The sequence below is a fragment of the Mesorhizobium sp. B264B1B genome (genome assembly GCF_020165765.1).
Classification (GTDB): Bacteria; Pseudomonadota; Alphaproteobacteria; order Rhizobiales; family Rhizobiaceae; genus Mesorhizobium.
Genome location: NZ_JAIUIS010000004.1, coordinates 368,357 through 382,170 on the forward strand (window position 1 = coordinate 368,357; position 13,814 = coordinate 382,170).

Annotated in this window: 12 protein-coding genes; 3 read left to right on the top strand and 9 right to left on the bottom strand. The window is 59.5% G+C overall.

Annotated features, from left to right (window positions below; translation table 11 throughout):
- Positions 1-558 precede the first annotated feature (558 nt).
- The gene (locus tag LB547_RS11000) at positions 559-2,139 is read left to right on the top strand and encodes a hypothetical protein (protein ID WP_224655860.1); all 1,581 of its coding nucleotides are present in this window, start codon (positions 559-561) and stop codon (positions 2,137-2,139) included.
- A 23-nt stretch (positions 2,140-2,162) separates the two neighbouring features.
- Positions 2,163-2,843, top strand: a complete 681-nt coding sequence (locus LB547_RS11005) for an HAD family hydrolase (protein ID WP_064994679.1) — start codon at positions 2,163-2,165, stop codon at positions 2,841-2,843.
- Between the two features lie 143 nt (positions 2,844-2,986).
- Here the strand turns inward: LB547_RS11005 and LB547_RS11010 are convergent, their stop codons facing one another.
- From LB547_RS11010 to LB547_RS11020, 3 genes are read right to left on the bottom strand one after another with little or no spacing between them, the layout of a single operon-like run.
- Positions 2,987-4,729 (bottom strand): FAD-dependent oxidoreductase, encoded by a 1,743-nt coding sequence (locus LB547_RS11010; RefSeq protein WP_064994678.1) that lies wholly within the window; start codon positions 4,727-4,729, stop codon positions 2,987-2,989.
- A 20-nt stretch (positions 4,730-4,749) separates the two neighbouring features.
- Positions 4,750-5,583: a phosphoenolpyruvate hydrolase family protein gene (locus LB547_RS11015; protein WP_064994677.1), complete on the bottom strand. Its 834-nt coding sequence runs from the start codon at positions 5,581-5,583 to the stop codon at positions 4,750-4,752.
- Positions 5,570-6,751: a Tm-1-like ATP-binding domain-containing protein gene (locus LB547_RS11020; protein ID WP_224655861.1), complete on the bottom strand. Its 1,182-nt coding sequence runs from the start codon at positions 6,749-6,751 to the stop codon at positions 5,570-5,572. Before LB547_RS11020 ends, LB547_RS11015 begins: the two co-directional genes overlap by 14 nt.
- A gap of 306 nt (positions 6,752-7,057) precedes the next feature.
- On the opposite strand from LB547_RS11020, the gene LB547_RS11025 reads away from it, so the two are divergent.
- Entirely contained in the window at positions 7,058-7,513 is a 456-nt protein-coding gene (locus LB547_RS11025) for a hypothetical protein (protein ID WP_140692109.1), read from the top strand.
- Here the strand turns inward: LB547_RS11025 and LB547_RS11030 are convergent.
- Genes LB547_RS11030 through LB547_RS11055 form a run of 6 tightly spaced genes read right to left on the bottom strand, consistent with a single transcriptional unit; the run spans position 7,505 to position 13,812 of the window.
- Positions 7,505-9,274: a phosphoenolpyruvate hydrolase family protein gene (locus tag LB547_RS11030; RefSeq protein ID WP_064994676.1), complete on the bottom strand. Its 1,770-nt coding sequence runs from the start codon at positions 9,272-9,274 to the stop codon at positions 7,505-7,507. The two genes, LB547_RS11025 and LB547_RS11030, sit on opposite strands and share 9 nt — an antisense overlap.
- A 39-nt stretch (positions 9,275-9,313) precedes the next feature.
- A complete protein-coding gene (locus tag LB547_RS11035; protein ID WP_064994675.1) occupies positions 9,314-10,429 on the bottom strand; it encodes an ABC transporter ATP-binding protein in 1,116 nt (371 codons plus the stop codon).
- 27 nt (positions 10,430-10,456) lie between these two features.
- Positions 10,457-11,251, bottom strand: coding sequence for an HAD-IIA family hydrolase (locus LB547_RS11040; RefSeq protein WP_064994674.1), 795 nt, complete (start codon positions 11,249-11,251; stop codon positions 10,457-10,459).
- Positions 11,244-12,017: an SDR family NAD(P)-dependent oxidoreductase gene (locus tag LB547_RS11045; protein WP_064994673.1), complete on the bottom strand. Its 774-nt coding sequence runs from the start codon at positions 12,015-12,017 to the stop codon at positions 11,244-11,246. Before LB547_RS11045 ends, LB547_RS11040 begins: the two co-directional genes overlap by 8 nt.
- The gene (locus LB547_RS11050; protein ID WP_064994672.1) at positions 12,014-12,955 is read right to left on the bottom strand and encodes a ribokinase; all 942 of its coding nucleotides are present in this window, start codon (positions 12,953-12,955) and stop codon (positions 12,014-12,016) included. Before LB547_RS11050 ends, LB547_RS11045 begins: the two co-directional genes overlap by 4 nt.
- Positions 12,952-13,812 carry a carbohydrate ABC transporter permease gene (locus tag LB547_RS11055; RefSeq protein WP_064994671.1) on the bottom strand — a complete coding sequence of 287 codons (861 nt, stop codon included), beginning with the start codon at positions 13,810-13,812 and terminating at the stop codon, positions 12,952-12,954. The genes LB547_RS11050 and LB547_RS11055 overlap by 4 nt, the downstream gene beginning before the upstream one ends.
- Positions 13,813-13,814: the final 2 nt, after the last annotated feature.

Consider the following 13,814-nt stretch of genomic DNA (forward strand, 5'->3'; position numbering starts at 1 on the left):
GGGCTGAGGTCCAGTTCCTGACCGCCCAAACTTTGTAGATACCGCTCCAGGAATTCGCGGATTGCCTCTTCGCGCCGGCACGCCTCGGTCCACCGCCCTCGCTCCCCGTAATCATTGCTGTCGTCGCCCATGCTGCCTGCGAAGAATTCAAGCTAACCGAGTGCATCCGCTTTGTTGTCGGCCTTCAGACATGAACGTCTTCAACCGGACACTTTTGAACGCCACGGCGGATGGTCCCATAAGAAACCGCGATCCCGCAATCCAGCAGCATTTCTCCGACCACACGCCTGAAGCGACCGATGGCGCATGTGGCCGACAATCGCGGTGTTAATGCCGCAAACCCACCGATTCTGCGACAAGTCCTAAGCTGGCGTCTGACGAGGACAGCGAATCGCAAGTCCCACCATCCGGATCAGGGCCGCTTGACGACATCCCGATCGTCGGGCGCGTAGACGATGTGGCGCATCGTCAGGCGTGCCTTCAAGACCTTGGCACGAGCCTTGCGTAAGTGGAAACAAACCACGAGCTCGCGCTGAGCCGCATTGAAGGAAAAGTCGGATGTCCGGTATTGCGGGCGCATTTGTGTTGCCTTCAAGTCATTCACAGCAGACGGTTTATAATCGGCTCAAGCACATGGTTCCGAAGCTTGACAATCGTGGACAAGCTGGGTTCGGTCTTGCAGCGTTCATGCACGCAAAAGGAATTCGACATATAAGGTCGTGTCGGCCACCACGCGAATTGGTAACCATCGATTGCGATGGGCAGGACGCGAATTTCAGGCCTCATGTAGCGATTGCACATATTCGAAGTCCATCTTCCCTGGAAAACGATGGCAACGTCGCCCAGCCTGTTGATAACCATAAAGCAGGCTGCCGCCATTTGGCCCTTTCGTTGAATGGGGCTTTAGTCAACGCTAATGAACTTCGGAAAGAATTGCACGCGCGAGGGCATAGCTTCGACGGCCAAACGGATGCAGAGCTTCTGCTCAAGCTTATTGAGCACATTTGCCAAAGAGCTTTTTGGCAGCATGCTCTCCCGGTCAACTACGAAAATGTCTTTCGTGATATCGATGATCGGATTGATGGAGCCGTGAGTGCACTTGTATTAGATGGCGAAGGAAATCTGATCGCTTTCCGCAATAGTAGCGGTTTACGTCCGCTGGAATTTATGCAAACGGAAGATGGTGATATACTTTTTGCTTCTGAAAATTCAGCTTTTGCCGGATTACAAGGCACCACGGAGGAAGTTTCGCCAGGCCACATCAAGTATTTGGATGGAAAAACAGGAGAATGCATTGACAGCTTCGTTGGCCATACCCGATACAGCCCTAAGCTTTGCGTCTACGAAACGCTTTACATCGGAAATCTCGAAACGTCCATACGAGGTCAATCTCACCTGGCCACGCGGCACAATATAGGCGCGAGTCTCGGTGGAACTATTTCGCCGAAAGTGGCGGCACAGATGGGCTCTGCCCCTATTGTCGTTTCCTCCATGCCGCATACCGGGGGCCCGTACGCCGACGGCTTGTTCGCGTCTCTGGCCGAGAAACACGGCGCTTTCGTCCAGCGACGTGAAGTAATCGCAACACAACTTCAGCAGCGGACGCTTATAGGTATCGTTGGCACTCGCAACTCGCTTATCGCGCAGAAATACTGTGTCAATGCAGAGAGCGATGTTAGGGGCAGAGTTGTCATGATGGTGGACGAAGCACTAATTCGGGGGGATACAAGCCGGGCTGTAACAGCAATGCTCCATGCTGCCGGAGCGAAGGCTGTGCATTGGGCGATCGGTTCGCCGCCTATCGTCGCACCGAATTACTACGGCATGGGCATCGAGACGATCGACGAGCTGGCGTTCTGGAAGGTATGGAAAACACTGCCATCCAAAAAGCGGAAAGAAAGCCTTAGCTTTCATAAAACCGAACCGCAAATCCTCAGGATGATCGAAAGCAAAATAGCCCTATCAATCAACGCTGCGTCCATCACCTTTCTGCCCTTTAAGGCTCTGATATCGTTGCTGCCTGGAGGGTCCGATGGGATTGATCTATCTCCGTTTACGTTCGACATGCCAACTCCAGAAGGAGAAAAACGCGCGAATAAGAATTTGAATAGATCGACTATCAATCTCGCCTTAACCTGACTATGCCTGCCTGAGGTCACATAATGAAACCTACTCTTGTATTCGATTGGAACGGGACCCTGCTTGACGATGCCGAGGCATTTCTACAAACAACCAACGCTATTCTGAGCCGCTTCGGTCGCGCTGCCATCGATATGCATACTCTTCGGGAACAGTGCGAGGTTCCACTTTCTATCCTTTACCGCAATCTTGGAATGTCGGAGCGCGAGGTCGCAGAAGTGGAAAACGATGACAGCGCTTTTTTTCACGACATGTACGAACCGCTGGCGAGCAAAGCCGATCTACGCGAAGGCGCGCGCCTCATTTTGGAAACGGCGCGTCAACAAGCTGTCTCAACCATCATTCTCAGCAACCATATAGTCGAGCCCCTTCGTACCCAACTGCGAAGGCTCCGAATCGACGATTGTGTTACCGAGGTTCTGGCATTTGAAAGCCGCGCCACTCAATATAAATCTATGAGTAAGGGCGACCGGCTTGGCGTGTACATGCAAACGAACAATCTGAGTGCCGAGTCGACCTTCATCATTGGCGACATGCCGATCGAAACTGATATTGCACGTAACCTCGGGCTGATCAGCATATCTATTACAGGCGGATTTGTTTCCGAATCACGTTTGCAGGCGGCGCAGCCAGACTACATCATCGATGACCATCACAAGCTGCTGCCCATTCTGAGAAAGTACGGCTTCTTTCGGAATGCGTAAATGAGTTATGCAATAGACCTGACCGGAGATCCGGCATCACCCGCAACGCGTACGACACAGGACAAAAGATCGGCCTGGTCGGCGCAGGAGACATGGGGAACTGGTATGACCCAGTCTTTTACGTCCTGGTACCGAACTGCATATCAAAGCCCGCGCAATGCGCTGTCGCGGATGAACTTGATCGCGCGGAATGCGAACACAATCCCAGGGCCGATTGTGATGCCCGCGCCGGGATAGACCCCTCGCATGACTGAAGTCGCGTCATTGCCGCAGGCGTATAACCCATCGATCGGCTTTCCCCACTGGTCGAGCACCCGGCTATAGGTGTCTGTCGCAAGACCGGTAGCCGTCCCCAAGGTGGCTGGAACGATCCGCAAGGCAACAAAAGGACGGGTCTTGATTTGACCGAGGTTTGAATTCGGCTTGCCAACGGAAGGATCACCGAGCGTTTGGTTGAACGCGGATTCACCTCGCTGGAAATACGGGTCGACACCCGTTCGGGCATGCTCGTTATGCTCCTGAATCGTCTGTGCGAGCGCCTTGGGATCGAGGCCGATCTTCACGGCCAGCGCCGCGAGGGTATCCGCCACCTGGATGTACCCGGCACGCTCATAGGATTTCGTGCTGAGGGTCCACGGCCACGGAAGAACTTGGCCCATTCCGCGCTTTTTGAGAAATTCATGATCGCAGATGAAGTAGAAGTGCTTATCCTTCGGGTAGCCGTTCTCGAACATCGCCATGCAGATGTCGTGATACGGGTTCGACTCGTTGACGAAACGCCGCGCGTCCGGGCCGACGGCGATCACGCCAGGGCGGCCGCGGTCCAGCCAGCCGTAAGGAACCGTCTGCATTCGCCCGCCTTTCTCGCGCAGCAGCGACACGGGTGTCCAGAAGCCGGCACTCGCGACCTCGTTGTCGATCTTGCCGCCCGCTTGCAGTCCAATCTTGATGCCGTCGCCCGTGGCGTCCGCATGGGCCAGGCTTTGGTCATGCTGGTGATCGCCGCTGAGAGCACTGCGAAGTCCGGCATCATGGGGGAACCCCCCGGTTGCGAGCACAACGCCGTGAGTTGCCCGCACGCGCATGTCCCTGCCGTCCTTGCGTATGACCGCCCCAACCACCTTGCCCTGATCTATGATCAGTCCGGTGGCTGGCGCGCTGGTCCAGATATCCACCTGCAGCTGTCTCAGGCTCTTGATGAACCTCGCAATCAATGCGTTTCCGCCGCTGAACTCGGTGCCGCGCCTGTAGCGCATCCGGTCGCCGATGTAGCGCCCCAGGCGCCTCAGGACATGCTTCGTGGAATCCCCCGACTTGAAGGGATTGAGGAATCTTCCAACCTCGCCGGAAGAGATCATCATGCCTCCGAGAACCACGCGAATGGGATCGCCAACCAGATCGAAGTCCTTGTCCAGCAGGCGGCCATCGTACGGAGCGGGGCTCAACGCGCGGCCTGAGTTCATCCCGCCGGGCCGGCTTGAGTGGTAATCGGGAGCCGCGGCGAGCGTGAACCTGACCTCGGAGTGCTTCTGGATCTCGATGAGTGCCTCGGGTCCATCCGCCAGATAGGCTTCGACGAACTCCTTCCGGTAGTAATTCCCGAGTTCTCCCTTCAGATACGTGCGAGCATTGTCGATGCTGTCTTCGACCTTCGCAGCTAAGGCCTGCGGCGAGCAGGGTACCCATATCATTCCGTTCGACAGGGCGGTCGTGCCGCCCAGCTTTGGGGATTTTTCGGTCACCAGCACACTTAGTCCCGACTGGGAAGCATAAAGGGCCGCAGACAAGCCCGCCGCGCCGCTTCCAATCGCGACCATGTCGTAGGCCGCGTCCCAGTGTGTGGGGTCCTCCTGCTTGGTCACGAGTGGGGTTACAGTGTCGGCCATGGATTCCTCGGCAGTCGTGCTTAGGGTTTCTTGCGGTTCAGGGGGACGGCCTTGAAGGCTTCGGCAGCCGATTTCACGGCCCGCTCGATCGGAATGCGCTCGATCGAGGACGCGCCGACAAAGCCGATGCAATCGGTGGACCTGTAGACTTCTTCGGTGTCCTGCGGTTCGGCTATCGCGCCGCCATGGGCAAGAAGGATGACGTCGCCGCGGACAGTGCGCGCCGCGTTGTTGATCCGGTTAATCCGTTCGATCGCCTCGCCGATCGCCTGACCCTCGTCATGGCCGACCAGTCCGCCACGTGTGGCGCCGACATGAGGAACGATGCAGTCCGCGCCTGCTTTGGCCATGTCCGCCGCGTCGTTCGCTGAGGCGACATAGGCCATTGAGAAAATGTCCTTCTTCCGCGCCGTGGCGATCATCTCGACTTCGCGCGCGAAGCCAAGGCCTACGCGGCCACGGCGGTCGCGCCACTTGTCGCCCATCGTCGAAATCGTCGGGTAGTTGATCACGCCGGAGTAGCCAGCGGCCCAAAACTTGTCGAGAAGCCTGTCGAGATCGAGCCGGACCGGGTCCCACGCTTCAACGCCACCAATCACCGGAACGTCGGAGATGACATTGCGGATCTCGTCGGCCATTTCTATGGTCCGCGCGTTCGAATCCCCAATCCGGCTGGTCGGCAGGCCCATGAGCCGCGAGAGGCCCGTGCTGTAGACGACAAGCATGTCCGCACCGCCAAGCGCGGCACATTTGGCGACAAGGCCGCAGCTGCTACCGGCAGCCAGGATCGCGGCGCCTTTTACGGACTGCTCGGCGATCCGGGCCAGGATTTCGTTGCGGTCAAACATTCTCATCGGCGGTCTCCGTATCAATGTGGTCAAGTACCCATTCGACCGCGGCACTTGCGAATTCGGGATCGTTGATGTGGCAATTGAGTTCCCGGACGGGGATGTTCCCGGGAAGCGCGGCGCGCAGGCCTGAGAGCCATGCGCGGTTCGCCTCGGGGTCGTGAAACGGCCCGCCTTCGCGGTCGTAATCCGATACACCTTTCGAGGGCCACAGGACTTGCGCGGGTCCTCTCGACGCCGACAGCTTTTGCGCCGTAAGACGTCCGATCGCGTTCGTCTCTTCAGGCGTCGTGCGCAGCAGGGTCGTATACGGTGTGTGCGCGTACAGCCTGCGCTCGGCGAACTCGGGCGGCACCGAGGAGAGGACACCGAAGTTTACCATGTCCACGGCGCCGGGAGCGATCAATTGCGGAATCCCGCACCGCCCGGCTGCAGTCAGCCGATCCGGTCCGGCGCTGGCGGTGCCGCCCAGGAGCTCGTCGGCCAGCTCGGTCGTGGTGAGATCTATTACGGCATCGAATTCACCCGCGTCGACCAGCGATTCCATCTTTCGACCGCCAGCGCCATTCGCCGGAAAAACGATCGCCTCCATCTTCTTGTCCCCAAGAAGCCGGACGCATGCATTGGCCGCGGGGGTCGTCACGCCAAACGACGTGATGGCTACGATCTTTCGCCGTGATTTCGCTTTGGGAAGGTAATGCATGGCGGCGATTGCCCGCGCCGCGTTTTCAAGCACCCGCGAAGTGAACCCGTTCACGCCGAAGAGATCGACCAGCGTGGGATAGAGCAGGACATCCAGCTTCCCGGCCAGTTCGGCAAGCAGGGCCGGGCGTGCGCTGGAGACTAGCAGCTTGGGAAAACCGTATGGCAGGTCGGCGACGACTTCGCCGAACACGCCGCTCCCCTTGCCGCCGCCGATGCCAATCACGGCGGAGACCTTGCCGGTCTCGAAAAGTCCGTTCACCGACTTGCGGGCCTCGCGCGCGATTCCCGCAAGCAGAACCGCCGGATCATTGGACCGGAACCTTCCGTCCTTTGAGGTGCCCACATCGACGAATAAGACGCTGCGTCCCGCGCCCCTGACGATGTCGGCCACGAACGAAGCCTCGACTTGCTTCGTGTCCATCGTCGCGACAATGGCCACGGAGTTATCAACGGTTGTCTCTGCGATCACGATGTTCCGTACCTTCCTGCAGGGGATGGAGGGGACGTCGAACCTTGAGCTCCCATGTCTTCGCCCTCCAAGGCACCGCTCTTGCTTTGTTGCCCAGGACTAGTAAACGCTTCGGGCAGGCTGGATAATCGGCTGCCGAAGGAGAGATGGGTAAATATGGGTAGGTGGGTAATCGTAGACCGACCGATCTGGACCGATGCCCCGAGCGCCGATGACGCCTACGTGTTTGCGCCGAGCCTTCGCGCCTTGCCCGCTGGGTTTCCCCTTGTAATCGCGACGCTTCCCGTTTGCGACTGGAATGGCGAGTTGCTGCGCGGCCTCAACGAGATCGAGCCCGTTGCAGGCGCTCGTTGCTACGCAGCGATCTTGATGATCGACCCGTTCGCGCTTTGGGAGGACGTCGCGGATGCTCTGACGGAGAAAGGTTTCTGCGGCGTGGTGAACCTTCCGCCAGCCTCTCTCATACAAACCAGCTCGGAGGCGGGGGCCGAAGACCATCTGAATTCAATTGAGCTGGAGCGCATGAGATGGTTCGCGGAGAATGGCTTGGGCTTAGCTCTGACATCGACTAATCGAGACGCAGCCGCGGCAGGGAACCTGTTCGAGAAACAGCCGGAAGCCATGCTCTATCTACCGGCGACGGCCCTTTCCTGTCCGATAGCGCCGATCACGTCGCTTGTGCGTCTGGGCGAAACGGGTAGTGAACTGCCTGTTTGGTCGCTGCCGGCGCCCTCGCTCGCCAAGGCTGAGACGTCATTCTAGGATGCGGTGCTTCTTGATCTTGTTGTATAAGGTTTTGCGGGTAATGCCGAGCGCGGCGGCAGCTTTGCCGCGGTGAAGCTTGTTCCGGCGCAAGGCGTCGATGATCCATTCTCTCTCCGAAAGGGTAGTGGTCGCTTTGGTTGCCGGTTTGGCTCCAAGGACCGGAAGGACCCGTTCCGCCGTGATCGACGTGTTCGAGGGCAAGGTGGCCAGCTGTTCGACGACATGGCGAAGCTCCCTGACATTGCCTGGCCAGGCATGGCTGGCCAGCGCCAAAAAGGCGGAGTTTTCGATCGTCAGCGCCTTTGCATCCGCATCGCCCTTGGTCTCCACTGTGAAATGATGGATGAGCGCAGGAAGGTCTTCCAGACGGTCCCGCATGGGAGGAAGGATAATTTCCAGTCCGGCGAAGACGCTTCTCAATCGTGGCGATAGGGGCAGCGCTTCCAGGCTTGCTCCGGCCGGCACGGTGCAGGTGGCGATGATCTTTGCTTCCGATCGCGTCGCAACCGCGCCGTTTACGGCGCTGAAGGTGCCGCGCTCCAGATAATCGGCAAGCTGCTCCTGGCCGTCTTCAGAAAGTGTGTTGAGGTGAAGAATGACCAGGGAGGTCTCCGTTGACATCTCCAGCAGCGACAGCCGGCGCCGTGCGTCCTTTTCCGCTTCCATGCCGAAGAGCGCCATCTCGTTCTGGTTGCCGGGCGCCTTGCGGCAGGGGAAGGTAACCGGCTTGCGGTGCTTTCTCGCGCCGAAGGCATGCACCAGGGACGCGACGCGACGCTTCCCCGTGCCCGGTTCGCCGACGATCAGAACCGGGTTCGTGCCCGTCGAAAGACGCTTTGCCGCGTCAAGCGCCTGATTCATCAACGCCGATTGCGCGATCACGCCATGGCGGTAGCCGTTCAGCTGGAGCTGCCGCTCCATAAGATCGACCTTTTCCCGCAGAACGTTGATGGTCTTGAACCCCGAGGTCATCTCCAGCACCGACATTTCGAGCGGCACCCGGTCGAGGGAAGAACCGCCTATGAACCCCTGCGTTCCTGTCTCGCGGCAGACGTCCATCAACTCCTGGGGCTTCGTGATCGGGCCGCCTCCGAGCAGACAGACGACATTCCTGTTGATACCGTGAGCCGCCCGGGCGATGTCTCCCGTTCGGGCGGCGAGTTCCGCCAGGCCGATGGACGACGACGACACGGCAGTTTCAGCAGGGTTGAGATTAAAATTCATGCAGATCGCGCCCACGCCCGCTTCGACCATTCGGCGGGCCTCAGCCTGCGTGCGGGTGTAGGCGATCGTCATCAGCCCCCGCGCCGCGGCGTTGATGAGTAGTTCGACCTCGCGCGCATATCCGAGGCCGCAGCCCTCGAGAATCGACCTGCGCGCCTCGTCCACATGGATCACGGACGGAAAATTCGTGATCCCTGCAAACCCCCATCGGGTGATGTTGTCGAGGAAGCGATCGAGGTCGAGCCGAGGGTCGAACGTACAGGCGCCGAAGAACACCGGGAGTTTTGTGCTCCTGAGGATTTCGGAGCGGGCGAAACCGGCAACGAATTCGTTGCTGTTGCGGATGGGAAAGATCGACGCCGGAGACGACCCCCCCATCGCACGGAACCGGCCGGCGTTGAGCGCTAGCACGAAGTCCGCCCCCGCGCGCTCGGCGGCCCGCGCTGTCATGCCGGAGCCGATCGCGGCTCCCAGGATAAATGAACGCGAGTTGCCGAGGATTTGCTTGAAGTCCGTTATCTCAGGCTTTCCCATTGGAATGCCGCGATCCTAGCACGTTTGCGGATCCAATGTTCAATTCCAGCTCCCGGGCGCCTCCAGCCTCGTCAGTGCCTTCCCTTCGGGGTCGAAGAGGTGACAGTCGGCAGCGGAGACGGCGAGCGATACCCGCCCGGCGTTGCCGGCGGGAAAGTGGTGGTTGGGCGATCGGGCGACGACATGGTCGCCGAGAGCGGTCCCATAGAGATATGTCGCACTTCCCAGATGTTCAACGAAGTCGACGTCGATCTCGATGACGAGCTCGCCCGGCATGCCGGTTGGCGCCACGAAATCGTCGGGGCGGATGCCGAGTGTCAGCGCGCGGCCGCCTTTCGACGATGTCGTCTGTATCGGCAGCCAACGGGACATCTTATCGCTCAAGGTAATCTCGGTCCTTGCCTGGTCGGAGCCTTTCTCCTTGCAGGGCAGAAAGTTCATTCTTGGCGACCCTATGAAACCCGCCACGAACTTTGAGGCGGGCCGATGGTAGAGATCGTGCGGCGACCCGACCTGTTCTATGCGCCCGTCCTTTAGGATCACGATCTTGTCGGCCATGGTCATCGCCTCGACCTGATCATGCGTCACATAAATCATGGTGTTGCCCAGCTGCTTATGAAGCTTGGCTATCTGCACTCGCATCTGGACACGCAGCTCGGTATCCAGATTGGATAGCGGCTCGTCGAACAGGAACACCTTGGGCTCTCGGACGATTGCCCTTCCGATCGCCACGCGCTGACGTTGTCCGCCGGACAGCTGCCTTGGTTTTCGGTCGAGAAGGTGCTCGATCTGGAGCAGTGCGGCGGCGGCTTGGACGCGGTCGGCGATCTCGTCCTTCTTCATCTTTGCCATCTTAAGCGGGAACGCGAGATTGTTGCGGACGGACAGATGCGGGTAGAGCGCATAGGACTGGAAGACCATGCCTAGATTGCGGTCCGCGGCATCAATCTTGTTTACCACCTTGTCGTCGATCCTGAGCGTTCCACCGGTGATCTTCTCCAGTCCGCCGATCATGCGCAGCAATGTCGACTTGCCGGATCCGGAGGGACCCACAAAAACCACGAACTCGCCATGCCGAATGTCGAGGTCGATATCGCGCAGGATCTCAAGGTTGCCATAGGCCTTCCTGATCCCTTCGAGGCGAACCTCAGCCATGATTTCCTCCCAAGGTGCCGGCGCGCATCAGCGCTTCAAAAATATTTGTTTCAGGCTCGATACGGTAAAATCCGGCGCCAGCAGCGACGGATCGTCGATCGGCGGAACGCCCGTGGTCACCAGGACTGAGCATAGCCCGGCGCGTTTCCCGGCCTGTATGTCGGTTGGTATCTGGTCGCCGATCATCAGCGTCGAGGCTCGATCTGTGCCGAGCTGCGATAGTGCAGCTTCGATCATGTGCACTTCCGGCTTTCCCACGATGATGGGCTTCACACGTGCGGCAGCCGAGACTGCGGTCAGACAGGCACCTGCCCCGGGCTCGAAACCGGTCTGGGTGGGCAGCAGGAGGTCCGGATTGGTTCCAATCAGCACCGCGCCTTTGAGGATCGCGTCGACTGCGATCGTGAGCTTCTCGTACGTGATTTCCCGGTCGAGCCCCATGACCACGACGCACGGTTGCTTGTCGGTGATCTCGAGCTCCGCATCGGTGATGGCCTTCTTCAGCGAAGGCGCTCCGATGACATAGGTCCGCGTCCCCGCGGGATAGGTTTGCCGGATCATCTTCGCGGCGGTGACTGCGGATGTGACGACGTTCTCCTCCCCCGCCTCCAGGCCAAAGCCGCGCAGCTTCGAGACGACGTCGCCGGCCGTGTGGGTCGAGTTGTTGGTGACGAAGCAGAATGGGATCCGCTCGGCCTGCCAGGCCTTGAATGCCTCGACAGCATCTTCGATCGCATTCTTGCCACGATAGACGACGCCGTCGAGGTCGGAGACGATCCCCGTTATGCGCGGCCACGCAAGCGTTGAAACCATATCAGCCATTCATCAACATCCCGCCGTTTACATGAACGATCTGACCGGTAATGTAGGCGGCCGCGGGGCTCGCCAGGAACACCGCCAGTCCGGCGACGTCTTCCGGCGATCCGACCCGTCCCAGCGGGATGCGACCCGCATGCCTTGCTTCGGTCTCCTCCTTTGGGCGGCCATGCATGGGCGTATCAATTATGCCCGGCGCGACGGCATTCACGTTGACGCCCATGGGTGCGCATTCATAGGCGAGAAGTTTTGTGAGATCGTGGACTACGGCCTTGGAGAAACAGTAGTCGGCTCCGCCTGCCTGATAGTTGAATACGGCGCCCTGCGACGACAGGGATGATCCGATGTTGACGATGCGTCCGCCGCCGTCACGAAGAAATCGTTGCACGACCGACTTGGAGCAGAGGAGCACCGCGTCAGAATTAATCAGCATCGTGCGGTCGATCTTGGCCTTGTCGCCGCAAAGAAGCGACTCCGCCGATTTGATCCCGGCGTTGTTGACGAGAACATCCAGTCGTCCGAAGCGCTCGGCGACGATGTCGAGGACGCGGACGATGTCCTGTTCGCTCGTCACGTCCATGGCGAGCGTGAGCGGTTGGCCGTTGGCTTCAACCATGCCGTAGGTCCGGGTGAGCGCCTCACTGCTCGCATCGGTCGCCACGACATTGGCACCGCTCGCCAGAAAGGCGTTGACGATGGCGGCACCGATACCGCCGCCCGCGCCGGTGACGAGAACCGTCTTGCCGGACATCGTGAAAATTGGTGATGTCATCGTATCTCCAGTAATGTTCTGTGGTTCAGGAACTCGTCGACAGCTGCGGCGGTGGGCATTGACGGCTGTGCGCCCCTTCTCGTGACGCAGAGCGCCGCAACGGCCATGGCCTGGCGGACCGCTTCGCGGACAGGCACATTCCTGGCGAGCGCTGCCGCGAACCCTCCGTTGAAAGCATCGCCTGCCGCCGTGGCATCCACCACGACCACAGGGAACGAAGGAAGGAGAAAGCTTTCCTCGCCGTTCGAATAGAACGCCCCGCGCTCTCCCAGGGTAATGAGGGCTGCCCTGGCCCCCAGTTCGAGTAGAATCGTCGCAGCTCGGGCTGCGCTCTGTGGATCGACGACTTCCACTCCTGTGAGTTCGAAGGTCTCTGACTCGTTGGGGGTGACGAAATCGACCTGGGACCAGGCCTTGCGAGAGAGCCCGGTGCGCACGGGGGCCGGATTGAAGATAAGGCGAAAGCCGAGCCTGGGCTTCAGCGCGAAAAGCCGCTCCAGCGCATTCACGGGGAGGCCCATTTCGGCGACCACGATGGACCTGGGCTCTATGTGATGCGCGACTTCGTCGATCACGGCCGCGGTGACATTCGCGTTTGCGCCAGGATCGATGATGATCATGTTGCTACCGTCGTCTGCCACCATGACGAGCGCTGACCCCGAGGCCTCGCCCGACGCGATCTGGACCGCCTCGGTCAGGACCCCGGCGTCTGACAGGGCGCGCATTAAGACGTCTCCCGCCTCATCATCGCCGAGGCGCGTGAAGAACTTTGGCCGCATGCCAAGCTTCGCCGCGGCCACGGCTTGATTGGCACCCTTGCCTCCGGGGTGACGGACAAGAGAGCCGATCAAGCTTTCACCTATCGTGGGTAGCCGTTCCACATTGAAGCACAAGTCGAGATTCGTGGTGCCAAAGAAGATCAGGGGGCAAGGGTTCATTTAACAGCTCCGAAGGTCAGCCCGCGCTCAAGATGGCGCTGTCCTATGACGATCAGGATAACCGGCACGATCATGGTAACGACCAGCCCGGCGGCCATGACGGGATAGAATTGGATACCGGGATTGAGGAGTTTCAGCAGCGCGACGGTGACAGGCGCCTTGGTTGAACTCAGCATCAGTCCGAGCGCGAAGTTGTGCCAGGCAAGGAGGAATACCAGCAGGGACGCGCCGATGAGGCCGGGCTTCAGCAACGGAAGGACTATGTGCAGGACGACACGAAACGGTTTCGCGCCGTCGATTGCCGCAGCCTCCTCGATGTCTTTCGGGATGTCCTCGACATAGGATCGTGTCAGCCAGACGATCATCGGCAGCGTCACGACCTGGTAGACCCAGATCATGCCTATATAGGTGTCATAAAGGCCCAGGGACTGAAACAAGCTAAAGAGCGGGATCACCACCAAGAGAACGGGAGCGAAGCGAAACCCAAGGATGAAGAACGCGATGTCTTCCTTGTAGGGGATGTCGCGTCTGGCCAATACATAGCCGGCAGGGACTCCCGCGATCAGCGAAACCACAACTGCGCCGAGGGCGATGACGACGCTGTTTATCACGGGTTTGAGGAAGTCGACCTTGATGGTTCCATAGCTCGTGGCGCCCGCCTGGGCCGCATCGAACAGGACGCGGAAATTGTCCATTGTGGGAGTGAAGACGAAGCTCGGAGGCCAGGCCATGACGTCGCTCTGCTGCTTCAACGCCATCATGACGATCCACACGAGCGGAAATGCGAGCACGGCGACGCAGATCAGAACCATTGCGTTGAGCACGATCCTGGTCGTGAGGGAGCGCGTGAAATCCATGG

What these genes read in the sequence shown, in the direction of transcription:
- LB547_RS11000 (WP_224655860.1), top strand. Translation starts at nt 559, where the DNA reads ATGTCCGGTATTGCGGGCGCATTTGTGTTGCCTTCAAGTCATTCACAG.
- LB547_RS11005 (WP_064994679.1), top strand. Translation starts at nt 2,163, where the DNA reads ATGAAACCTACTCTTGTATTCGATTGGAACGGGACCCTGCTTGACGAT.
- LB547_RS11010 (WP_064994678.1), bottom strand. Translation starts at nt 4,729, where the DNA reads ATGGCCGACACTGTAACCCCACTCGTGACCAAGCAGGAGGACCCCACA.
- LB547_RS11015 (WP_064994677.1), bottom strand. Translation starts at nt 5,583, where the DNA reads ATGAGAATGTTTGACCGCAACGAAATCCTGGCCCGGATCGCCGAGCAG.
- LB547_RS11030 (WP_064994676.1), bottom strand. Translation starts at nt 9,274, where the DNA reads ATGGGAAAGCCTGAGATAACGGACTTCAAGCAAATCCTCGGCAACTCG.
- LB547_RS11035 (WP_064994675.1), bottom strand. Translation starts at nt 10,429, where the DNA reads ATGGCTGAGGTTCGCCTCGAAGGGATCAGGAAGGCCTATGGCAACCTT.
- LB547_RS11040 (WP_064994674.1), bottom strand. Translation starts at nt 11,251, where the DNA reads ATGGCTGATATGGTTTCAACGCTTGCGTGGCCGCGCATAACGGGGATC.
- LB547_RS11045 (WP_064994673.1), bottom strand. Translation starts at nt 12,017, where the DNA reads ATGACATCACCAATTTTCACGATGTCCGGCAAGACGGTTCTCGTCACC.
- LB547_RS11050 (WP_064994672.1), bottom strand. Translation starts at nt 12,955, where the DNA reads ATGAACCCTTGCCCCCTGATCTTCTTTGGCACCACGAATCTCGACTTG.
- LB547_RS11055 (WP_064994671.1), bottom strand. Translation starts at nt 13,812, where the DNA reads ATGGATTTCACGCGCTCCCTCACGACCAGGATCGTGCTCAACGCAATG.